At 66.4% G+C, this 22,310-nt stretch carries 15 protein-coding genes and 1 tRNA gene; 8 read left to right on the forward strand and 8 right to left on the reverse strand.

The genetic code is table 11. The features are described 5' to 3' along the window. Window positions 1-11 precede the first annotated feature (11 nt). Both OG326_RS09630 and OG326_RS09635 read left to right on the forward strand, forming a co-directional pair. A complete protein-coding gene (locus tag OG326_RS09630) occupies window positions 12-1,823 on the forward strand; it encodes an AMP-dependent synthetase/ligase (RefSeq protein WP_327144267.1) in 1,812 nt (603 codons plus the stop codon). Window positions 1,824-1,951: 128 nt separating this feature from the next. Then, the gene (locus OG326_RS09635) at window positions 1,952-3,679 is read left to right on the forward strand and encodes a DUF885 domain-containing protein (RefSeq protein WP_327144268.1); all 1,728 of its coding nucleotides are present in this window, start codon (window positions 1,952-1,954) and stop codon (window positions 3,677-3,679) included. A gap of 48 nt (window positions 3,680-3,727) precedes the next feature. Here OG326_RS09635 and OG326_RS09640 read toward each other — a convergent pair. Then, window positions 3,728-3,800: transfer RNA gene (locus OG326_RS09640), tRNA-Lys, on the reverse strand. 303 nt (window positions 3,801-4,103) lie between these two features. Between OG326_RS09640 and OG326_RS09645 the strand changes: the two genes are divergently transcribed. Beyond that, window positions 4,104-5,321: a L,D-transpeptidase gene (locus OG326_RS09645; RefSeq protein ID WP_327144269.1), complete on the forward strand. Its 1,218-nt coding sequence runs from the start codon at window positions 4,104-4,106 to the stop codon at window positions 5,319-5,321. Window positions 5,322-5,399: 78 nt separating this feature from the next. On the opposite strand, the gene OG326_RS09650 is transcribed toward OG326_RS09645, so the two are convergent. Both OG326_RS09650 and OG326_RS09655 read right to left on the reverse strand, forming a co-directional pair. Then, a complete protein-coding gene (locus OG326_RS09650) occupies window positions 5,400-5,720 on the reverse strand; it encodes a hypothetical protein (RefSeq protein ID WP_327144270.1) in 321 nt (106 codons plus the stop codon). A gap of 186 nt (window positions 5,721-5,906) precedes the next feature. Then, entirely contained in the window at window positions 5,907-6,551 is a 645-nt protein-coding gene (locus tag OG326_RS09655; RefSeq protein WP_327144271.1) for a cyclase family protein, read from the reverse strand. Between the two features lie 150 nt (window positions 6,552-6,701). Between OG326_RS09655 and OG326_RS09660 the strand changes: the two genes are divergently transcribed. The 4 genes from OG326_RS09660 (at window position 6,702) to OG326_RS09675 (ending at window position 12,615) form a co-directional block, all read left to right on the forward strand. Beyond that, the gene (locus OG326_RS09660; RefSeq protein ID WP_442791015.1) at window positions 6,702-7,127 is read left to right on the forward strand and encodes a Fur family transcriptional regulator; all 426 of its coding nucleotides are present in this window, start codon (window positions 6,702-6,704) and stop codon (window positions 7,125-7,127) included. After that, on the forward strand, window positions 7,117-9,339 hold the full coding sequence (gene katG, locus OG326_RS09665; protein ID WP_327144273.1) for a catalase/peroxidase HPI: 2,223 nt from the start codon (window positions 7,117-7,119) through the stop codon (window positions 9,337-9,339). The genes OG326_RS09660 and katG overlap by 11 nt, the downstream gene beginning before the upstream one ends. A gap of 255 nt (window positions 9,340-9,594) precedes the next feature. Further along, entirely contained in the window at window positions 9,595-10,362 is a 768-nt protein-coding gene (locus OG326_RS09670) for an alpha/beta fold hydrolase (protein WP_327144274.1), read from the forward strand. A gap of 66 nt (window positions 10,363-10,428) precedes the next feature. Further along, on the forward strand, window positions 10,429-12,615 hold the full coding sequence (locus OG326_RS09675; protein WP_327144275.1) for an ArnT family glycosyltransferase: 2,187 nt from the start codon (window positions 10,429-10,431) through the stop codon (window positions 12,613-12,615). 62 nt (window positions 12,616-12,677) lie between these two features. Here OG326_RS09675 and OG326_RS09680 read toward each other — a convergent pair whose 3' ends face one another. From OG326_RS09680 to OG326_RS09700, 5 genes are all read right to left on the reverse strand, one after another. Next, window positions 12,678-14,168, reverse strand: coding sequence for an amino acid permease (locus OG326_RS09680; RefSeq protein WP_327144276.1), 1,491 nt, complete (start codon window positions 14,166-14,168; stop codon window positions 12,678-12,680). A 35-nt stretch (window positions 14,169-14,203) separates the two neighbouring features. Beyond that, a complete protein-coding gene (locus OG326_RS09685) occupies window positions 14,204-15,283 on the reverse strand; it encodes a Glu/Leu/Phe/Val dehydrogenase dimerization domain-containing protein (protein WP_442790933.1) in 1,080 nt (359 codons plus the stop codon). Between the two features lie 113 nt (window positions 15,284-15,396). Then, window positions 15,397-18,867 carry an indolepyruvate ferredoxin oxidoreductase family protein gene (locus OG326_RS09690; RefSeq protein WP_327144277.1) on the reverse strand — a complete coding sequence of 1,157 codons (3,471 nt, stop codon included), beginning with the start codon at window positions 18,865-18,867 and terminating at the stop codon, window positions 15,397-15,399. Between the two features lie 196 nt (window positions 18,868-19,063). Beyond that, window positions 19,064-19,549, reverse strand: a complete 486-nt coding sequence (locus OG326_RS09695; RefSeq protein WP_327144278.1) for an Lrp/AsnC family transcriptional regulator — start codon at window positions 19,547-19,549, stop codon at window positions 19,064-19,066. A gap of 21 nt (window positions 19,550-19,570) precedes the next feature. Then, window positions 19,571-20,587, reverse strand: coding sequence for a LacI family DNA-binding transcriptional regulator (locus OG326_RS09700; protein ID WP_327144279.1), 1,017 nt, complete (start codon window positions 20,585-20,587; stop codon window positions 19,571-19,573). 103 nt (window positions 20,588-20,690) lie between these two features. Between OG326_RS09700 and OG326_RS09705 the strand changes: the two genes are divergently transcribed. Further along, window positions 20,691-22,304 carry a sulfatase-like hydrolase/transferase gene (locus OG326_RS09705; RefSeq protein ID WP_327144280.1) on the forward strand — a complete coding sequence of 538 codons (1,614 nt, stop codon included), beginning with the start codon at window positions 20,691-20,693 and terminating at the stop codon, window positions 22,302-22,304. The last annotated feature ends 6 nt before the right edge of the window (window positions 22,305-22,310 follow it).

Below are 22,310 nucleotides of genomic sequence, written 5' to 3' on the forward strand. Positions count from 1 at the left end.
GGACGCTCGGAATGACGAATCGCTCCACAGTCGGCCGGCCCGCCACCATGTGCGCCGCATTCCAGGAGACGGTGCGCCGCTATCCGGATGAGATCGCGTTGCGCACCAGTGGTGACGCGGTCACCCTCACCTGGCGGCAGTACGCCGATCGGGTGCGGGCCATTGCCGCGGGCCTGGCCGGACTGGGTGTGGGCTCCGGCGACACGGTGGCGATCATGCTCACCAATCGGCCCGAATTCCACCTGTGCGACACCGCGATTCTGCATATCGGGGCGACGCCGTTCTCGACGTACAACACCAATCCGGCCGAAGCCATCGCCTACCAGTTCGAGAACGCGGGCAACCGGGTGATCATCTGCGAACGCCAGTTCCTGCCCACGGTGCTGGCGGCCCGGAAGCTGGGCGGCAGGGTCGAGCACGTGGTGTGTGTCGACGATCCGGGGGAACAGGAATCGGGGGGCGCCGCGGTGGGCGTCCTCGGGTTGGATCAGGTGGTGGCGGCCCCGGCCGGGGACTTCGACTTCGATGCGGCCTGGCGCACGGTCGGCGCGGACGATCTGCTCACCATCGTCTATACCTCCGGCACCACCGGCCCGCCTAAGGGCGTCGAGCTGACCCATCGCAACTTCATCGAAAATGCGCGTGTGGCAGCTGAATTCGATGGTCTGAGCCCGACCGACCGGATCATCTCGTATCTGCCCGACGCGCACGCGGCCAATCGCTGGCTCGCCCACTACAGCAGCATGCTGTTCGGTGTACAGATCACCACGGTCTCCGATATGAAGGTGATCCTGACCGCGCTGACCGAGGTCCGGCCCACCGTGTTCCTGGGCGTGCCCCGGGTGTGGGTGAAGCTGAAGGCCGCGCTCGAATCGGCCATCGAGGACGATCCCAGTCCGGTGCGAAAGCACCTGGCGCGCTGGGCGATCGGCGTCGGCCGCGCGCGGGCGCGCGCGGCATCGGCCGGTCGGCCGCTCGGCGCATTGGACGCGGTGCGGTACGCGCTGGCGGACCGGCTGGTGCTCTCGCGGGTGCGCACCAGGCTGGGCCTGGATCGTCTGCGGATGGGCGTCACCGGCGCCGCCCCGATCCCCGCCGAGGTGCACGAGTTCGTGCTGGGACTCGGCCTGCTGCTCTGCGAGGGGTGGGGCATGAGCGAATGCACTGCCGCGATATCGCTCAACCGGCCGGAGCGAATCAAACTGGGCACGGTCGGCACTCCCGTGCCCGGTGCCGAAGTGCGTATTGCCGCCGATGGCGAACTGCTGGTACGCGGACCCATGGTCATGCGCGGGTATCGCAACGATCCTGAGAAGACCGCGGAGACAGTCGATTCCGATGGCTGGCTGCACACCGGAGATATTGGTGAGATCGACGACGAGGGATATATCAAGATCGTCGACCGCAAGAAGGAACTCATTATCAACGCGGCCGGAAAGAACATGTCACCGGCCAATATCGAGAACGCCCTGACCGCCCACGGTCCACTGATCGGCACCGCCGTCGCAATCGGCGAACAACGCCCCTACAACGTCGCACTGATCTGTCTCGACCCCGAAGCCGCCGCCGCCTTCGCCGCCAAACACAGCCTCCCCGACACCTCGCTCGCCACGCTGTCCACCCACCCCCGTGTGCGCGAGGCCCTGCAGTCGGGCATCGACGCCGCCAACGCGAAACTTTCCAGGGTCGAACAAATTAAGAAATTCGCTGTCCTGCAAGAGATCTGGGAACCAGGAAGCCAACACCTCACCCCGACGAACAAACTCAAACGCAAACCCATCGCCACCGACTATGCGTCGCTCATCGACGACCTGTACCGATAGCGGATTTTCCGTGGTGGCGATGGGGTCTGTGTGCGGGTCTGGGACACTGGTCGAGCGACTGCACCGCTGACTGCTCCACTTCTCGTAGGCAATCGACCGCCGATCGTTGACCACGGAGGGAAGCCGCGATGTCCTTGTCAACCAGCCCGAACCCCGCTGTTCGCATGCCCCGTGCCATCGCCGACGACTACATTCGCGCGTTGGCCACGATGGACGCCTACCTTGCGGTGCGCACGGGGCTCGACACCGCTGACGGCAAGCTTCCGGACCTGTCGCCGGACGGCCTGGCCGCTGTCGCGGACCTGGCGCGGCGAACACTCGCCGATCTGGATGCCGCCGAGAAATCCGGGCAGGTCACCGACGCGGGGGAGCAGCGCTGCGGGAAGCTGCTCCGGGAGCGTCTGACCATCGAGGTGACATTGCGCGACGCCGGTGAGGACCGGCGATCGGTACTGCCGTTCAATGTCCTCACTTTGACCGCGCCCTCGGCATCACCGCTGATGGGTTTGCGCGATATTTTCACGTTGATGCCGACCGGTACCCCCGAGCAATGGGAGGTCATCGGGCGGCGGATGGCGAACATCCCGACCGCGCTGCAGCAGTACCGATCGACATTGGCCGACGCGATGGACCGCGACCTACTGTGCGGCCCGAGGCAGGTGGCCGAGGTGCTCGATGCGCTGGGGCAGATGGTCGCCGGTGGCGGAGGCTGGTTCGGCGAATTCGCCTCCGGCGCACCGGAATCGGTGCGATCGGAAGTCGGTGCGGCAGCGAAGGCTGCGAGTGCCGCGATGGCCGAGATGAAGGACTGGCTGGACCGGAGCTATGTGCCCGCCGCAGCTGGGCAGCCGGACACGGTGGGGCCGGAGAGGTACGCGCACTGGGTCCGGTACTGGTGCGGCACCGACCTGGACCTCGCCGAAGCCTACGGTTGGGCGTGGGAGCAGTTCACCGCGGTCGAGGCCCAGATGCGGCAGGTCGCCGACACGGTGCGACCAGGTTCGACACCCTTGCAGGCCATGGCATGGCTGGACGAGCACGGTGAGGCCTACGACGGCACCGCCGCGATTCGCGGCTACCTGCAGCAGCAGATCGATCGGGCGATCACCGACATGCAGGGCAAGTACTTCGACCTCGCCGCACCGCTGTTGAAGGTCGAGGCGATGATCGCCCCCGCCGGCGCCTCGGCCGCCGCCCCCTACTACAGCCCACCCGCTGTCGACTTCTCCCGCCCGGGCCGGACCTGGCTGCCGACCGGCGGCAAGACCCGGTTCCCGATCTGGCGTCTGGTCGACCTGTGGTACCACGAAAGCGTCCCGGGTCATCACATTCAGCTGGGCCAGTGGACCTACCTGGCAAAGGAATTGACGATCTATCAGAGCACCATGGGTTTCGTTGCCGCCAATGCCGAGGGCTGGGCGATGTACGCGGAGCAGTTCATGGACGAACTGGGCTACTACGACAAGGATCCGGCCGTGCGCCTGGGCTATCTCAACGCACAGATGCAGCGCATTCAGCGCGTCATCATCGACATCGGCATGCACGCGGGTATGAGTTTCCCCGCCTCGGCTCCGATGCTCGCCGGCCGGCCGGTGAACCCGAAGAACGCCCGGGAATTCTTCGGGGCCTACTGCGGGCTTCCCGGCGACCAGCTCGACGCCGAGATCATCCGCTACCTGAGCCTGCCCGGACAGGCCATCACCTACAAACTCGGCCAGCGGGTCTGGCTCGCAGGCCGAGACGCGGCACGCAAAGCCCACGGCGCAGCCTTCGACCTGAAAGCCTGGCACATGGCGGCGGTCTCCCAGGGCTCCCTGGGACTGGACGAACTCGCAACCGAACTGGCCGCGCTCTGATACGAAGGAAGCCCTGACCAGTTTTACCTGGTCAGGGCTTCCTTGTTGTGCGCCATCAGGGACTTGAACCCCGAACCCGCTGATTAAGAGTCAGCTGCTCTGCCAATTGAGCTAATGGCGCATGCTTGTGCATTGGGGTCTCTGCCTTGCGGCTTCGGCCTCTCTGCGGTGCGGAAGAAACATTAACAGGCTCTGCGTGGAAAAGTGAAATCGTATCCCTGAGCTGCGGTTTTGTTGGGTGGGAAGATCTCTCGGGGGAGTGTTAACGAATCGGGGGGTGGTGGGGATGAAACGGTCGAGCCCTGCGAGGGTGGGGCGGTGCTGGTGCGTGGTCGCTCCCGGCGGGCATGGTGGTCCAGCAGACGTGGTCGGGGCCGAATGCGCTCGGTGACGACTACGTACCGAGACGTGAAGTGGGGTTGTAATGAGAGTTGGGCAGGGCCGGAACCGCTCCAGGCAGTGGCGGGGATCGGCCGCACTCTTGTCGGTGCTCGCGCTTGCGCTGGTGGCGTGCACTTCCGGGAACTCGGCGAAGGATTCCGGGTCGGTGGCCATCGATTCGAATCCGGTCAGTGAGCTGGTGAAGCCGAAGCTGATATCGCCGGTGAAGGATGGTGATCGCGGGGTTTCGCCGGGTGATCCGCTGGTGCTGCGGGTCGAGGACGGCAAGCTCACGAATGTGGCGCTGACCAATCCGGACGGTAAGACGGTGGCGGGGGAGTTGGCTCCGGACGGGCTGACCTGGAAGTCCACCGAGCAGTTGGGCTTTGCGCGCACCTACAGGCTCGCGGTGGAAGCCATCGGCCTCGGCGGTGCGACCACCTCGACTATGAGTTTCAGCACGATTTCGCCGAACAATCGCACGCACCCGTACCTGCTGCCCGCCGAGAACGAGGTGGTGGGCATCGGCCAGCCGGTGGCCGTGCAGTTCGACGAGAACATTCCGGACCGCAGGGCCGCGCAGAACGCGATCAAAATCACCACCACACCGGCAGTGGAGGGCGCCTTCTACTGGGTGAACAATCGCGAAGTGCGTTGGCGCCCAGAGCATTTCTGGGCTCCGGGCACCCGGGTCGATATCAATGTGCACGTGTACGGCAAAGATCTGGGCAACGGTCTGGTCGGCGATTCCGACATCACCTCGAACTTCACCGTCGGCGATGCGACGGTCTTCACCGCGGACGACAACACCAAGATGGTGACGGTGGAGATGAACGGCGAAGTGGTCAAGACCATGCCGACCTCCATGGGTAAGAACAGCGCGCCCACCGACAACGGCATCTATATCGTCGGCGACAAGTTCGACAAGATCATCATGGATTCCTCCACCTACGGCGTCCCGGTGAGCTCGCCCAATGGCTACAAGACGCCGGTCGACTGGGCGACCCGGATCTCCTACTCCGGCATCTTCTTCCATTCGGCGCCCTGGTCGGTGGGGCAGCAGGGCTACAGCAATACCAGCCACGGCTGCCTGAATCTGAGCCCGGAGAACGCGCACTGGGTATACAACAATGCCAAGCGCGGCGACATCACCATCGTCAAGAACACCGTCGGCGGCACCCTGTCGGGCGTGGACGGACTCGGCGACTGGAATGTGTCGTGGCCGCAGTGGAAGGCCGGCAACGCCGACGACAATCGCTGAGGCGGGCAAAAGATAAGGGGCGCCGGTGAAAACCGGCGCCCCTTCTTCGTGCTCGATGATGCTCTGCGAACCGCGGTACTACAGGCTGGGCAATCCCAGATTGCCGCCACCGGTCAGGCTGCCGCAGCCGAGGCCGGCCGTGCCGACAATGGTGGATGCGCTGCCGGTGACCGCGCACAATGTCTTGAAATTGCCGAGCAGCAGCTTGTCGAGATTGGGGATTCCGAAGGATCCCGTGCCGGTCGACCCCGTGGTCGCCAGCCCTCCCGCGCTGCCGGTCTTGGCGGACCCGGACGCCGAACCGGTGACCGAGGCCTCCAGCGGATCGCCCGTGGTCGTGGTGGTGGATGCGTCCGTGAGGGTGATTTCCGCGGAGGCGACAGCGGGAGCTGCGGTCATGATGGCTGCGGTGGCTAGCAGAGTCGTTACGGCCGAACGCTTCACGTGAGGGTCTTCCTTGATCGAGCGCGGGTCGGGGGCCCCGACTCCCCCTTTGTTGCCATGCAGTCTACGAAGATCACGTGGCCTGCGCCACAGTATCCAATACAGAGCTGTACAGGTCACAAGCGGATACGCCGCCGGTGATCACCCGACACGGGCGATGGCCCGCACGGGCGCTCCGTCGGCGCCGGGCAGATTGAGGGGGAACAGGGATACTTCTATGCCGAGGCCTTGCTGCTGTGCGTGGAGCACTTCGGCCAGGCCGGTGAGATTCTCGGCGATCACGGCATGAGCGCCGCACAGTATCCTATGGGACGGAATGTCTTGTGCCGGAGTCGGATCCACGCTCAGCGCATCGATGCCCACGGTCCGTATCCCGGAGTCGACCAGGTAGCTCGCCGCCTCGGGCGTCAGATACGGATGTGCCAGGTAGGAGGGTGTTCCCCAGTGCTCCGACCAGCCGGTGGCGATCAGCACGATCTGCCCGGCGGCGATTCTGCCCTCGAAATACTCGCGCCCGATCGCAGCGCGCTCGGCCGACCCGCGGGCGTCCACGACCACCGCGGGCCCGATGAACCGCTCCAGCGGCAGCGCGTCCAGTGTCGGCAGCGAGTCGTCTATATGGGCGGGCGCGTCCACATGCGTCCCGCTCTGCGACCCCATCCCCAGGTGCAGCACGTTCACACCATCCAGCGGGACCGTGAGGGCCGGGCGAATCCTCACCTCGGGATCGCCCGGATATACGGGCATCCCGCTCCGCAGCGGAACCGACAGATCGATGATGCGCATGGTCAGCCTCCGGGATGTCGATCGTGAATCGTAGGTAACTACGAAATTTCCGGTTTCGGAAGGGGTGAACATGGTTTGCGAAAACCATGACCACCAAGACTGGAATGAGTCATACTTCGGAACGTGTCCACCGCAGCCGAATTCGGGCGTATGTTGCGCGGGGTCGACCTGCGTGTCACCGCGCCGCGGGTAGCGGTGCTGAGTGCGGTTCATGCCCATCCGCACTCCGATACGGACTCCATTCTGCGACGTGTCCGCGAAGCGCTCGGCACCGTCTCCCACCAGGCTGTTTACGATGTGCTGCGGGCATTGACCGAAGCCGGTCTGCTGCGGCGCATTCAGCCCATGGGTTCGGTGGCGCGTTACGAGACGCGGGTCGGGGACAACCACCATCATGTCGTGTGCCGGTCGTGCGGCGCTATTGCCGATGTCGACTGTGCGGTCGGCGACGCGCCCTGCCTGACCGCCTCCGACGACAACGGCTTCGTCCTGGACGAGGCCGAGGTCATCTACTGGGGCGTGTGCCCCGACTGCTCGACACTCCACTCCCGAAAGGAAATGCCCCGTGACCGTTGAACATCCGCCCATCGGTGAGGCCCAAACCGAACCTGCCCTGGAGGGCGGTTGCCCTGTCGCGCACGGTCGTCTCAAGCCTCCGGTCGAAGGCGGCAGCAACCGTGACTGGTGGCCGAACCAGATCAATCTGAAGATCCTGCAGAAGAATCCGGACGTGCTGAACCCCTTCGGCGCGGACTTCGACTACGCCGCCGAGTTCAAGACGCTCGATCTGGCCGCGGTCAAGGCGGACATCGTCGGGGTCATGACGACCTCGCAGGAGTGGTGGCCCGCCGACTTCGGCCACTACGGCCCGTTCTTCATCCGGATGGCCTGGCACGCCGCGGGCACCTACCGCATCAATGACGGCCGCGGAGGAGCGGGCGCGGGCATGCAGCGGTTCGCGCCGCTGAACAGCTGGCCCGACAATGCGAGCCTGGACAAGGCTCGCCGCCTGCTCTGGCCGGTCAAGCAGAAGTACGGCCGCAAGCTGTCCTGGGCCGACCTCATCGTCTACGCCGGCAATGTCGCGCTGGAGGACATGGGCTTCGAGACCTTCGGTTTCGGTGGCGGCCGTGTCGATCAGTGGGAGCCCGAGGAGGACGTCTACTGGGGTCCCGAGCAGGTCTGGCTCGAGGGCGACAAGCGCTACACCGGTAAGCGCGACCTCGAGAACCCGCTCGCCGCAGTGCAGATGGGCCTCATCTACGTGAATCCGGAAGGCCCCAACGGCAATCCGGATCCGCTGGCGGCCGCGACCGATATTCGCGAGACGTTCCTGCGCATGGCCATGAACGATGTCGAGACCGCAGCGCTCATCGTCGGTGGTCACACCTTCGGCAAGACGCACGGCGCGGGCCCGGCCGATCACGTCGGCCCGGAGCCCGAAGCCGCTCCGCTGCAGGAGCAGGGCCTGGGCTGGAAGAGCTCGTTCGGCACCGGCGTCGGAAAGGACGCCATCACCAGTGGCCTCGAGGTCACCTGGACCCCGACTCCGACCAAGTGGGACAACACCTTCCTCGAGACCCTGTACGGCTACGAGTGGGAGCTGACCTCCTCGCCCGCCGGCGCCAACCAGTGGGTCGCCAAGGACGCGGAAGCGATCATTCCCAACGCGTTCGACTCGTCGAAGCAGCTGCCGACCATGCTGACCACCGACCTGTCGATGCGCATCGATCCGGTCTACGAGCAGATCACCCGGCGCTGGCTGGCCAACCCGCAGGAGCTGGCCGATGAGTTCGCCAAGGCCTGGTACAAGCTGACCCACCGCGATATGGGCCCGATCGTCCGCTACCTCGGCCCGCTGGTGCCGCAGGAGACGCTGCTGTGGCAGGACCCGATCCCCGCGGTGACCGGTGAGGTCATCGGCGCGGCCGATATCGCCTCGCTCAAGAGCACCCTCCTGGGCTCGGGTCTGACTGTCTCGCAGCTTGTTTCGACCGCATGGGCGGCGGCTTCGTCGTTCCGCGGCAGCGACAAGCGCGGTGGCGCCAATGGCGGACGTGTCCGTCTCGCGCCGCAGAGTGGCTGGGAGGCAAACAATCCCGACGAGCTCGCCCAGGTGATCCGCGCGCTGGAGGGCATTCAGGAGTCCTTCAACGCCGCCGGCGGCGCGCAGGTGTCCTTCGCCGATCTTGTTGTGCTCGGCGGTGTTGCGGCGGTCGAAAAGGCTGCCAAGGACGCGGGATTCGATATCGCGGTGCCCTTCACCCCGGGTCGCACCGATGCCACCCAGGAGCAGACCGATGTGGAGTCCTTCTCCGCACTCGAGCCCGCTGCCGACGGCTTCCGGAACTTCCTGGCGAAGGGCAACCGGCTTCCGGCCGAATACCTGCTCATCGACAAGGCGAACCTGCTGACCCTGAGCGCTCCGGAGTTGACGGTGCTCATCGGCGGCCTGCGGGTGCTGGGCGCGAACTACAACCAGTCGCCGCTGGGCGTGTTCACCTCGACCCCGGGTGTGCTGACGAACGACTTCTTCGTGAACCTGCTCGATATGGCCACCACGTGGGAGCCGACCTCGTCCGATGAGGAGACCTTCGAGGGCAAGGATCGCGCCTCCGGCGCGGTCAAGTGGACCGGCAGCCGTGTCGATCTGCTCTTCGGGTCGAACTCGCAGCTGCGCGCGCTCGCGGAGGTCTACGCGACCGACGATGCCAAGCAGAAGTTCGCCGAGGACTTCGTCGCGGCATGGACCAAGGTCGCGAACCTCGACCGGTTCGATCTGGCCTGATCGACTCTCGATAGGGTTCTGAACAAGGCAGCAGCCCCGGTCCGCAAGGGCCGGGGCTGCTGTGTGCCGCGAGATCGCCCACCGATCGCACAGGAAGTGTCCAGCTGGTCGCCAGGGTGGCTGTTTACCCTGATTACGCGAGCTATTCGTGTCCGACGAGCCGAACGGAGCCGCACAATGGCAGTCAGTAGGCGGTCGGTGATGCGGGCGGGGGATTTGCTGTGGGGGCGTGTGCACCGCATAGGTGAAGGCCGGGTGCCGCAGATCGAGTCGGCGCGGTCGCCGGGCGGTGCGCCCGTGGTGCTGTTGCACGGGCAGCCCGGTGATCGATCCGATTGGGACGCGGTCATCGCATGCCTGCCCGGTTCGATCGACGCCATGGCGCTGGACCGCCCGGGATACGGCGAGAACCCCTGTCCGGCAACAACTGTCGAGGACAATGCGCGCTGGCTGGTGGAGCGCCTGGAACGCGAGCAGATCACCGATGCCGTTCTGGTCGGTCATTCCTACGGCGGCGGGGTCGCACTCGCGGCCGCCGCCATGGCCCCGGAGCGGGTGCGCGGCCTGGTGCTGCTCGCCAGTGTGGGGCCGGGCTGTCTGACACCCTGGGACACCATGCTGGCCGCACCCGTCGCCGGTCCGATGATCTCGGTGACCGCGTGGTCGCTGCTGCCCTGGCTGGCGCGCAGGTATCCGGATCACACCGCGAATCCCTCATGGCAGGCGCTGGCCGAGATCCACCATGCGCACGGTGCGGTGTGGCGCAGCTTCCTGTTCGAGCAGCGTGAACTCCGGCACGGTTTCGAGCGCTGGATCGCCGCGCTGCAGCAGGCCTCGGTGCCGACGCTGGTGGTCGCCGATTCGACCGACAAGGTGGTCCCCGTTGCCACCGCCCGGGCCCTGCACGAGCAGCTCCCGTGCTCGCGCCTGGAGCTGGTGCACGGCGGCGGTCATCAGCTGCCGCGCCGGATTCCGCAGGTCATCGCGGCGGCGATCGCCGACTTCGTCGAGTCGCTGGACTGAAACGCTCGCAGCAACCTCACGGGTTGCTCCCAGGGCCCTCGCCGCTGGGGTTGCGTAAATAGTGAGGTGACTACGACACTCGACGCGGCGCCCGGGGCGAACCCGGAGTCCTCCGCGGCACCGCGCCGGCGGATCTCCTGGGATCGCACGGTCTGGGAACGAATCGCACTAGGGGTCCTGCTCATAGGGACGGCGGTGATGTATCTCTGGAACATCACCATCAACGGAATGGGCAATCAGTTCTATGCCGGTGCCGCACAGGCCGGTTCGAAGAACTGGGAGGCCCTGCTCTTCGGTTCGCTGGACACCGGGAACTTCATCACGGTGGACAAGCCGCCGGTGTCGCAGTGGGTGATGGGGCTGTCCGGGCAGATCTTCGGATTCAGCAGCGCCAGCATGCTCATCCCGCAGGCGCTGATGGCGGTCGCCGCGGTCGCCCTGCTCTACGGGGCGGTGACCAGGATCAGCGGCCGCACGGCCGGTCTGGTCGCGGGCGCGGTGCTCGCGCTGACACCGGTCGCGGCCCTGATGTTCCGCTTCAACAACCCCGATGCCGTCATGGTGCTGCTGATGATGGCGGGCGCCTACTGCACGGTGCGAGCCCTGCAGCGCGGCGCCACCCTGTGGATCATGCTGGCCGGTGTGGCGCTCGGCTTCGCCTTCCTGGCGAAGATGCTCGAGGGTTTGATGGTGCTCCCGGCGCTCGGGCTCGCCTATTTGATCGCGGCGCCGAATCCGCTGCGTACCCGCCTGCTGCAGTTGTTCGGCGCGACGGTCGCGCTGCTCGCCTCGTCCGGCTGGTACGTCTTCGTGACCCTGCTCTGGCCGGCCTCCTCGCGGCCCTACATCGCCGGTTCGACCGACAACAACTTCATGAATCTGGTGTTGGGCTACAACGGATTCGCGCGAGTCCTCGGCCGTAATCACGGTGGCGGCGGGCGCGGCGGTCAGGGACCGACCACACCCGCGGTTCCCCCGACCGGTCAGAATCTTCCGGGACAGACTCCCGGTGCCCCCGGTACGACGCACGGCGCGGCGCAGGGCGCGGATGCCGCGGCGCAGCGCGGTGGCGGCGGCTTCGGTGGCTTCGGCGGCCAGAGCCACGGCTTGAGCCGGTTGTTCGGCGGTGAATTCGGCTTCGAGATCGCCTGGTTGCTGCCCGCGGCACTGCTGGCCTTCGTCCTGGTCCTGATCTCCCGGGGCCGCGCACCGCGCACCGATATGGTGCGGGCCGGTGCGATCATCTTCGGTGGCTGGATGGTCATCGACGGTCTGGTCCTGAGCTATATGCAGGGCACCATCCACCCGTACTACAGCCTCTCGATCGCACCCGCGATCGGCGGCATGTTCGCCATCGGCATCTTCGAGATGTGGCGGGCACGCGAAAGCTGGTTCGGCCGTGCAGGTTTGGCGGCACTGATCGCCACCGGCGGCATCTGGAGCTACATCCTGCTCGACCGCAACTCCTCCTGGATGCCCGCGCTGCGGATCGCGATTCTGGTGGTCACCCTGCTGGCGACGGTGGCCCTGGTGATTCCGTGGAACGGACAGGTCCGCAAGCGGGTCGCGGTGGTGGCCCTGATCGCCGGACTGCTCGGCGCGATGGGCGGCTCGGCGGCCTATGCGGTCGCCACCATCGGCACCGCGCATCAGGGCGGCGGCCCGACGGTGGGCCCGGTGATGCACACCGCGAACGGAAACCGTGGCGGCATGGGCGGTTTCGGTGGCGGCGGGCAGAGCAATCCGCAATTGGACGGTCTGCTCGAGAACACCACGACCAAGTGGTCGGCAGCGACGAACGGTTCGTCCACTGCCGCCGGTCTCGAATTGTCCAGCAATACAGCGGTCATGGCGATCGGTGGCTTCAGCGGCAGTGATCCGACGCCGACGCTGAGCCAGTTCATCGACTACGTGAAGAACCACCAGGTCACCTACTACCTGGTGCAGCAGGGTGGCGGCCGTGGCGGTGACGGCGGCGGCGCCGCGGCCGGCGCCGCGCCCGGAACGACCGGCGGCGCTCGCGATACCACCGGCGGTACCCGTGACACCACCGGCGGTACCCGTGACAACGGCGGCGCCGGACGGCCCGCCGAGGCGACGACCCCCGGCGATCCTGCTGCCGGAAATGCCGGTGGCGGTGGCGGTTTCGGCCGCAATGGCCACGCTGACATCACCACTTGGGTGGCGGCGAACTTCAAGCCGGTGACCGTCGGGTCGACCACTGTGTATGACCTTTCGGGCTACACAGGCTGATCTACGGAACCGCGGCGAACCCGTCCACAATGGTGTGGGCGGGTTCGTTGTCGTCGGGCCCGCTACGGCACCGGCGCGACGACGGGGTCCTCGGTCGCAGGCCGGCGTCGTAGCGCCGAATGCCTTCGGCCGTAAGCGAAATAGACGACCATGCCCAGTGCCATCCAGAGGACGAAACGCAGCCAGGTCTCGATCGACAGATTGAGCATGAGCCACAGACACGACAGCGCCGCCAGGATCGGGACCAGCGGCACCCAGGGCACCCGGAAGCCGCGGGGCAGATCCGGGCGGGTGCGGCGCAGGATCGGGACGCCGATGGACACCAGCGCGAAGGCCACCAGTGTGCCGATATTGACCATCTCCTCCAGCGTGCCGAAGTCGACGAATCCCGCCAGCAGCGCACAGACGATGCCCACCATGACGGTCAGCCGCACCGGGGTGCCGTGCGGACCGGTGCGAGCCAGGCTGCGGGGCAGCAGGCCGTCGCGGGCCATGGCGAACAGCACCCGGGTCTGACCCAGGAACATGACCATGACCACGGTCGACAGTCCGGCCAGCGCGCCGACGGAGATGATGTTCTTCACCCAGGTCGCGCCGTTCAGTGCGAAAGCCGTTGCCAGCGTGGCGTTCCCGTCGGCGAGCGCGGTGTAGGGCACCATGCCGGTGAGGATCAGCGATACCGCGACGTAGAGCACGGTGACAATGGCCAGCGAGGCGAAGATGCCGCGCGGGACACTGCGCTGCGGATCGCGGGTCTCCTCGGCGGTGGTGGCGACCACGTCGAATCCGATGAAGGCGAAGAACACCAGGCTCGCCGCGGCCAGCAGCCCGTACCAGCCGAAGCTGGTGCCGCCGGAACCGGTGAGGTAGGCGAACAGCGACTGCCGCAGCCCGTCCGCCTTCGCCGACGGCTGGGACGGCGGAATGTAGGGCGTCAGATTCGAGGCCTTGAAGTAGGTGGCCCCGACCACCAGCACCAGGGCGACCACCGCGAGCTTGATGGCCACCGCGATCGCCGACACCCGGGAGGACAGTTTGGTGCCGGTGGCAAGCAGGACGCCGACGACCGCGATGATAAGTACTGCGCCCCAGTCGAAATGGATCGAACCCAGGGTGATGACCGGCGCGTGGGAACCGAGCGCCTCGCCCAGGTACTGCGACCAGCCCTTGGCTACCACGGACACCGCGAGGGCGAATTCCAGGATCAGATCCCAGCCGATGATCCACGCGATGATCTCGCCGAAGGTGGCGTAGGCGAAGGTGTACGCGCTGCCCGCCACCGGCACGGTCGAGGCGAATTCGGCGTAGCAGAGCGCCGTCAGCCCGCAGGCGATCGCCGCGAAGACGAAGGCCAGCGATACCGACGGCCCCGCGACCGTGCCCGCGGTGCGGGCGGTGAGGGTGAAGATGCCCGCGCCGATGACGACCGCGACACCGAAGACGGTGAGATCCTTCGCCGTCAGATCCTTGCGTAGCTTGGAATCCGGGTCGTCGGTGTCCCGGATCGACTGTTCGACTGATTTGGTGCGGAACAAACCGCTTCTGATCGCCACTCTGGGGTCTCCTCTTTGAAACTGGGGCGTTGCTGTCAGATCGACCGCGGGATGGCGTCGAGGCGGCGTTCGGCGAACCTGTTTGCCGCAGCACCGGTTCCGATGCCCTCGGCCTTCGCGGCGCCGATGATGTCGCGGCAGCGGTCGAAGATCCGTGTCACATCGGCTTCGATCTCGGCCGGATCAGCGGTGCGCAGCTCCCCGGCGACCTGCATGAGCCCGCCCGCATTGGCGACGAAGTCGGGCACCCAGGTGATGCCGCGTTCGTTCAGCGCCCGCTCTACTTCCGGTTGTGCCAGTTGATTATTGGCCGCGCCGCAGACGAGTTTGGCTTCGATGTCCTCGGCGCTGGAGGCGGTGAGTGTGCCACCGAGGGCGCAGGGTGCGTACACGTCCACGGGCGCGGTGGCGACCGCGCTGAGCAGTCGCACGCCGGGGTGCTCCTGCGAAATCCTCTGCATGGCCGCGTCGTTCACATCGGTGACGCAGACCTCCGCGCCGTCGGCGAGCAGTAGTGCGATGAGTTCGCGGCCGACCTTGCCGACGCCCTCGACGCCCACCGTGCGGTTGGCCAGCGATGCTGTGCCCCAGACGGATTCAGCGCCCGCGCGCATGGAGTGGAAGACGCCGAGCGCGGTCAGCCGGGCGCTGTCACCGGAGCCGCCTGCCGCAATGCTGCGACCGGTGACATAGCGGGTGTGCTTGCCGATCACGTCGAGGTCATCGGTATCGGTGCCGACATCGCCGGCGGTGATGTATCGCCCGCCCAGGGTTTCGACGAAGCGCGCGTAGGCGGCGAGCAGCGCCCCGGTCTTGGCAACGGCCGGATCGCCGATGATGACGGCCTTGCCGCCACCCAGATCGACCCCGGAAGCCGCTGCCTTGTAGGTCATTCCCCAGGACAGTCGCAGTACGTCTTCCAGCGCCGCGGACTCGTTCGCATACGGATAGAAGCGGGTGCCGCCGAGGGCAGGGCCGAGCGTGGTCGAATGGATCGCGATTATGGCCTTCAGCCCGGTCTTCTCGTCCTCGCAGAACACGACCTGCTCATGGCGTCGCGCGCTCAACTCGTGCGAGCGTCCGAAAACGCCTGCCTCGGTGTGCATTACGGGCATGGATGAATTCCTTTCGTGGGGGTGGCGATGGGCATGACGGATCTTCCGGTCGCCCCTCATGTGCGGCCGGATGATTTCCTACTTCGGGATGCGCGGGCGGAGCCCGTGCTGGATCAGTGCTCGAGGCCGAGCTTGCGCAGTCCTGACCAGTACAGCTCTACGTTGGCGAGCTTGATGTCCTCGTAACCGCGGACCAGGCCGGGAAGTTCGGCGGCCTGCGTTGCCGTGTCATAGTTTTCGGCATTCAGATCCGCTGCCAGCCGTCGCATCAGATCGGTGTAGTGGGCGAGCAACTCCCGCTCCACCTTTCGGACGTGGGCGTAGCCGAAGGGATCCAGGCGGGTGCCGCGCAGCGCTTTGCCTTTGGCGAGGACCTTCAGGGCCACATGTGATGTCGGCGCGAGGCCGATCTTCTTCTTGCGTCCGAGGGCGCGGAGCATGGGCGGGTGCAGTTTGTAGGTGAGTCGTTCGCCGCCGGGCACCTGCGACTGCACCTCGGCGAGGAAGGACGGATCGACCAGCAGGCGGGCGACCTCGTATTCATCCTTGTAGGCGGTGAACTTATGCAGTCCGCGCGCTACGGCCTCGCTGAATTCGGTGCGGCCGGTGACCGTTCGCTCCGCCGACCACACGGCCTGGACCGTATCGAGGTATCCGCGGGCGACCCTTGCGTTCTGGTACTCGATCAGTTCGGCGGCGCGCAGTTCCACCAATCGCCGAACCTCACCGTCGAAGGTGGTGCCCGCCAGCAGATCTGCGGGAACCGGGCGAGCACGCTGCGGGGTAGTCGCAGCGGTGGCCGCGGCGAAGGCGGCGGGATCGGCGACGGCAACGCGACCCCAGCGGAATGCCGCGATATTGGCGGCGACCGCAACGCCATTGATGCCGATGGCCTCTTCGATGGCCGCGGCGGGCAGGCGTAGTCCACCGGTTTGGAAGGCCGCGCCGACCATCAGGAAATTCGCCGCGGCGGTATTGCCGAACAACTTCTCCGCCGCTGCCAGTGCGTCGAAGTGGCTCAGCGAATCCGATACCGACACAAGGCGATCCAGCAGTGACTCGGTCTCCGGGTACGGGACCGACCTGTCGTACACCATGTCTCCGGTCGGCGTCCGGCTGGTCGAGGCGATAACCACGGTCCCGGCGGGGTTGCCGTACTGGAGGTTCTTGGCATCGGTCGCGGTGAGCAGATCGATCGCGATGACGCAGTCCGCGCTGCCCGGGGTGAGCCGGTTGGACGGCTCCAATTCGTTTGCTGAGAAACGCAGATGGGAGATGACGGGTCCGGCCTTCTGGCTCAGCCCGATCTGATCCAGGCTTTCCACGTCGTATCCGGCGCGCAGGGCGGCGGTGGCCAGCACCTGATTGACCGTCACGATGCCGGTGCCGCCGATCCCGGCGAGCAACACGTTCTGCGTGCCCTCCGGTGCCCCGAGGCCCGGATCGATCACCACGGGCGGCTCGACGGTCTTCCGAGTCTTCTTGCGGCCCTTCTTATCCGGTGTCAGCTCTACGGTCACGAACGACGGGCAGTCACCGTCCAGGCAGCTGTAATCGGTATTGCACGAGGTCTGATCGATCCGAGTTTTACGCCCGAATTCGGTCTCCACCGGTTGCACGGACAGGCAATTGGATTTGGCGCCGCAGTCGCCGCAGCCCTCGCAGACGGCCTCGTTGATCACGACCCGGGTAGTGCGGACGGGCAGGGTGCCGCGCTTGCGCTGCCGGCGCGCATCGGCCGCGCAGTGCTGGTCGTAGATCAAAACGGTGACGCCCTCGATGTCCCGCAATGTCTTCTGCGCTTCGTCCAGCCGGTCGCGATGCCACAGCACCGTGCCCTTGGCCAGCGCCCGCCTGTTGTGCCGCTTCGGTTCGTCGGCGCAGATGATGATCTGCCTGACGCCCTCGACGGTGAGCTTGTGCGTCAGCTGCGCGACGGTGAGCCCGCCCTCCACATCCTGTGCGCCGGTCATGGCGACCACTTCGTTCCACAGCAACTTGTAGGTGATGTTCACCCCGGCCGCGACACAGGCCTGCACGGCGAGCTGTCCGGAGTGGAAGAAGGTCCCGTCGCCGATGTTCTGGAACAGGTGCGGCACATCGGTGAACGGCGCCTGGCCGATCCACTGACTGCCTTCCCCGCCCATCTGGGTGAGTCCGGTGACGGCGCTGTCGGCACGGCCGGACATGGTCACCAGGGTGTGGCAACCGATACCGCCGCCGCCGATCGAGCCCTCGGGCAGTGCGGTGGAGCGATTGTGCGGGCATCCGCTGCAGAAGTACGGTGTCCGCTTGGCGGACAGCACCTCCAGTGAAAGCGGGGGCGGCGCAGCCTTTTTCAGTTCGACATGATCGCGCAGCACCCGTCGCAGCGGTCCGAGCAGCCGGCCGGGGGTCAGCTCGCCGTCGGCCGGCATGAGCAGCGCTCCGCGTCCGTCCTGCTTGCCCAGGATGCGGGGTGCGCAGACCGTGCCGTAGAGAATCTCGCGGATCTGGGTTTCGATGAAGGCGGTCTTGTCCTCCACCACGATGATCTGTTCGAGACCCCGGGCGAATTCGGTGACCTTCTGCGCACCAACGGGATACGGCATACCGATGCGCAGCAGGCGAATGCCGGCGCGGTGCATGACCTGCTCGTCGACGCCGAGGTCGAGCAGGGTTTGGCGGACCGCGTCGAAAGTCGTTCCGGTGGCGGCGATACCGATCTTTGCCTCGGCCGGGTTCACCTCGATGACGTCGAGATCGTTTGCGGCGCCGAAGGTGCGGACCATGGCCCAGCGTGGACCGTACAGATCGGCTTCGGCCACCACCGCATCGGTGGGCGCCGCCATCGGCCGCTGCCGGTAGGCGAAAGGCTTTCCCTCCCAGAGCACCTCGGGTACGACGAGCGGGAGATCGGCCACCGAGGCGTCGACCGTCCACGCCCCGTCCGCGACATCGGCGACGATCTTCATGGCGACTACGCAACCCGAAGCGCGGGAGAGCGCGATCCCGGCCATGCCCAGGGTGATGATCTCCTCGGCATTGCGCGGGAACAGGACCGGCACGCCCATGGCGGCCAGCGACCGCTCGCTGACCGCGGGCACGGTCGACGACTTCGACGCCGGATCATCCCCGACCAGCAGCAATACCCCGCCGCGTGCATTGACCCCGTACATATTGGCGTGCCGAATGGCATCGGTCGCCCGATCGACGCCGGGGCCCTTGCCGTACCAGACGCCGACCACCCCGTCGTGGGTCGGCCGCCCGGCGGGCAGATCGGCCTGGCTGCCCCACACGGAAGTGGCGGCGAGCTCCTCATTGAAGCCGGGCATGAATGTGATGTCATGTTCGGCAAGCACATTCGGCATGCCGAGCAGCATCTTGTCCACACCGCCGAGCGGGCTGCCCTGATAGCCGGAGACGAAGGTGGCGACCCGCCGCCCGGCCCGCATATCGCGGACGTGCTGTTCGACAAACAGCCGGGCAATGGCCTGAACGCCGGTGAGCAGGACCGGGCCCGCCCCGGAGCGATAGCGGTCGGCGAGGTCGTACGGGGCGGCCGGCTCGGCCTGCTGAGCTGAGGGGCAGGCAACGCTGGTCATGAACAGTCACCACACTTTCCACAACTCAGATCGTGAGCTGCATACGAAAGGAATAGCTATCGGTGCTGCGCAATTTGCCGTGAATGTGTGATCTGTGTCAACAGACCGCGAAAATATTGATCAGACTGCTCAAAAGTGACCTGGGACACTCTGGCGAGCGCGTCAGTCTGCTCGAGCTCGGCCGGATCCGGTCACCTCACGGTGTGTCCGGGTTGTCCGTCAGATGTTCGACCAGCGGGAGCGAGCGGTACTGGATCGGAGTGGCCAGTGCCAGCATGGTTTCCGTGTGTTTCACGCCGTGGATGGCATGCACCCGCTGAATGATTCCGAGCAGATCCTGCTGCGATTGCGCCGCGATCCGCACGAGCAGATCCGCCCGCCCCGTGGTCGCATGCACCTCGAGCACATTCGGGAATTCCCGCAGCGCCTCGACAATGCTGTCCATCTTGTTCTGATCGAGTTCGATGCCCAGAAACGCGTGTACCGCGAACCCGATCGCCTGCAGATCCACGTCCGGCGGATACCCGCGCACCGCCCCGGAGGCTTCGAGCCGCTTCATCCTGGCCTGCACCGTATTGCGCGCAATCCGCAACCGCGCCGCCAGCTCCAGAATCGGCGCCCGCGGATCGGCTGCCAACACCTTCAGTAGCGCAGCATCGAGAGCGTCGATCTTGATGGTCATGCCGCATTATATTCGGCGGGGTCAGCGGGGCCCGGTGGTCTCGCGCGGAGGCAGTGTGGTCGCACGCGGATGCAGCGTCGCGACGATTTCCGGCGGAGGTCCGGGGAGCGGGCGGCCGTCGGCCGCATGCAGGGCCAGGTGCGCCAGATAGGCGGCGAGCCCGGCGATATCCAGATCGACACTCGTGATGGCGGGGCGGAACAGTGCCGCCATTGGCGAGTTGTCGTGACCGACAACCGAAAGGGACTCGGGCACAGCTAGTTTCACGTCCAGCGCGGCGCCGATCACGGTGGCGGCAATATCGTCGTTGAAGCAGACCACCCCCGTGATGCCCGCATCCCGCCACTGCCGAACGGCGGCGGCCGCGGAGTCGTCGAGATGGTTCACGGCGCGAATATCGGGTGGCTCCAGCCCGAGTTCCGCCGCGCCGTGGCATGCGGCCCGGGCCCGGTTCGTCCCGAGCGCCGCGACTCGCGGATTGGTCGGAGTCGCCACTGCCAACCGGCGATGGCCCAGATCGTAGAGATGCTGAACCTGAACCCGCGTGGTATCTCCGACCGAGGGCACGTCCGCCGTCAGCCGCTGGTGCTGCGGGGACGGGACGATCGGGCCGATTCCCCACTCCTGCATGGCTGCGAGTTCGGCGGGCTGGAACAGTCCGAGGCAGACGATGGCGGCGGGATCCAGGGCTTCCCAGGCGCGGCGGGTGCGCTCGTCGGGGTGGAAGGTATAGACGATCGGGCAGTATCCGGCCTGGTCGATGACCTGGCTCGCGGCATTCAGGCCGCTGGTCATGCTGAACGAGGTCAGCGGCCAATCGGGGACGGCCAGCAGGATGAATCGGCTGCGGCCGCGCGCCAGCGCCTGGGCGGCGATATTGGGCCGGTAGCCCTGCCGGGCGGCCTCGCCGAGCACCCGTTCCCGGGTGGGCTGCGAAATCGTCTGTCCCGGAGTGTTGTTCAGGACATAGCCGACGGTCGCCCGGGAGATGCCGAGGGATCGGGCGATATCGGCGGCGGTGACGCGTTTGGTCCCCAATTTATCAATCTCCTCCGGGGTGATTCGACGCTAGGATCGATCCTACTTGCGCGCGCAAGTGCCTGTCCGCCGCTTCATCCGATCGACCGTGAGTAGGTTGTGCATGCCCGTCAACAGAAGACGATTCCTGTCCGCCGGTGCGGCCGTTGCCGCAGGTGCGGCGGTCGGCGCCCGTCCGGCCGCTGCCCGTGCAGGCAGTGCCGACCGGCCGAACATTCTGGTTGTCATCGTCGACGAAATGCGTGCACCGCAATGGTTTCCGGACACCCAGGAGCTGGATCGGCTGCTGCCGAATATCGCCAGGATCCGGCAGCGCGCGGTGTCCTTCGACCGGTACTACACCGCGTCCAATGCCTGCACTCCCGCGCGCGGCACCATGCTGACCGGCCTGTACTCCCATCAGACCGGCGTCATGCTGACGGCCGGGAATTCCGTGTCGACGCTGTCCCCGGGCTTTCCGACCTGGGGAACCATGCTGCGCGACCAGGGCTACGCCACCCACTGGTACGGCAAATGGCATCTGTCCGATCATGCCGACACCGTGCCCGGCGGTATGGAGACCTATGGATTCGACGGCGGCACCTACCCGTCGCCGAACGGCGGTGCGGGTGTCGGGTTGAAGGCGGATCCGGGCACGGCGACGCAGTTCGTGGAATGGCTGGACGGCAATGCCGGGGGCAGCCCGTGGTGCACGACCGTATCCTTCCTGAACCCGCACGACATTCTGTACTGGAACTCGGTTGTGCATGCGGGCGTGGACCTTCCGGCGGTCTTCACCGGACTGCCGCCGAATTTCCAGACGGCGGAAGACATTCGGCGCACTCGCCCGGGACACCAGACGGCGTTCATCGAACTGAGCAAGTTCGCCTTCGGGACACCGCAGTGGGATGCCGCCGCGACGCCGGAGTGGATTCGCCTGCAGAACACCTACCTCTGGTATCAGCAGCAGGTCGACATCCAGATCGGCCGGGTCCTCGATGCGCTGCAGGCCCGCCCCGAGGTGGCCGCCAATACCGTGGTGATCTTCACCGCCGATCACGGCGACTACGCGGGATCGCATGGGCTGCACGGCAAAGGCGGCGCGGCCTACGAGGAGGGCATCAGGGTCCCACTGCTGGTGCACGATCCGCGCGGGCTGCTCGGCGGTGGCGGCGCATCGTCCCGGTCCCAGCTGGTCTCGAGCGTCGATCTGGCCCCACTGCTTCTCACCGTGGCATCCGGCGGCAACCAGTGGCGATCCGACGCCCGCTACGCCCACCTGGCCGGACGCGCCGATATCGCGTCGATCTGCTCCGACCCCTCGGCGCCCGGCAGACCGTGGGTCCTGCACGCCACCGACGAATTCTCCATCGAGGAGAGCACCCGTCCCTTCGACCTGGCCCCACCGGCCCACATCCTGGCCCTGATCACTCCCGCCGCGAAGCTCGTCACCTACTCCCACTTCACTGACGGCACAGTCGATTTCGATCCCACCCGCCCCCAGGAATTCGAACTTTACGACTACTCCACCGACCGCGGCCGCCTCGAACTCGACAACCTCGCAGGGGACAACCCCCTACAGCGCCAGCTACAAGACCTCCTGACCAACGTGGCCCTGCCGACCGAGGCCCGAGCCCCGCTACCCGGCAACCTGCAACCCGCACAGGAACAGGGCCTCGCCGACTTCCGCGCCCACTCCAACATCCTCGCAACGCTCGCCGGCGGCGGGATGCGCTAGCCTGCT

Source organism: Nocardia sp. NBC_01327 (genome assembly GCF_035958815.1).
Classification (GTDB): Bacteria; Actinomycetota; Actinomycetes; order Mycobacteriales; family Mycobacteriaceae; genus Nocardia.

What these genes read in the sequence shown, in the direction of transcription:
- OG326_RS09630 (WP_327144267.1), top strand. Translation starts at nt 12, where the DNA reads ATGACGAATCGCTCCACAGTCGGCCGGCCCGCCACCATGTGCGCCGCA.
- OG326_RS09635 (WP_327144268.1), top strand. Translation starts at nt 1,952, where the DNA reads ATGTCCTTGTCAACCAGCCCGAACCCCGCTGTTCGCATGCCCCGTGCC.
- OG326_RS09645 (WP_327144269.1), top strand. Translation starts at nt 4,104, where the DNA reads ATGAGAGTTGGGCAGGGCCGGAACCGCTCCAGGCAGTGGCGGGGATCG.
- OG326_RS09650 (WP_327144270.1), bottom strand. Translation starts at nt 5,720, where the DNA reads ATGACCGCAGCTCCCGCTGTCGCCTCCGCGGAAATCACCCTCACGGAC.
- OG326_RS09655 (WP_327144271.1), bottom strand. Translation starts at nt 6,551, where the DNA reads ATGCGCATCATCGATCTGTCGGTTCCGCTGCGGAGCGGGATGCCCGTA.
- OG326_RS09660 (WP_442791015.1), top strand. Translation starts at nt 6,702, where the DNA reads ATGTTGCGCGGGGTCGACCTGCGTGTCACCGCGCCGCGGGTAGCGGTG.
- OG326_RS09685 (WP_442790933.1), bottom strand. Translation starts at nt 15,283, where the DNA reads ATGCCCGTAATGCACACCGAGGCAGGCGTTTTCGGACGCTCGCACGAG.
- OG326_RS09690 (WP_327144277.1), bottom strand. Translation starts at nt 18,867, where the DNA reads ATGACCAGCGTTGCCTGCCCCTCAGCTCAGCAGGCCGAGCCGGCCGCC.
- OG326_RS09695 (WP_327144278.1), bottom strand. Translation starts at nt 19,549, where the DNA reads ATGACCATCAAGATCGACGCTCTCGATGCTGCGCTACTGAAGGTGTTG.
- OG326_RS09705 (WP_327144280.1), top strand. Translation starts at nt 20,691, where the DNA reads ATGCCCGTCAACAGAAGACGATTCCTGTCCGCCGGTGCGGCCGTTGCC.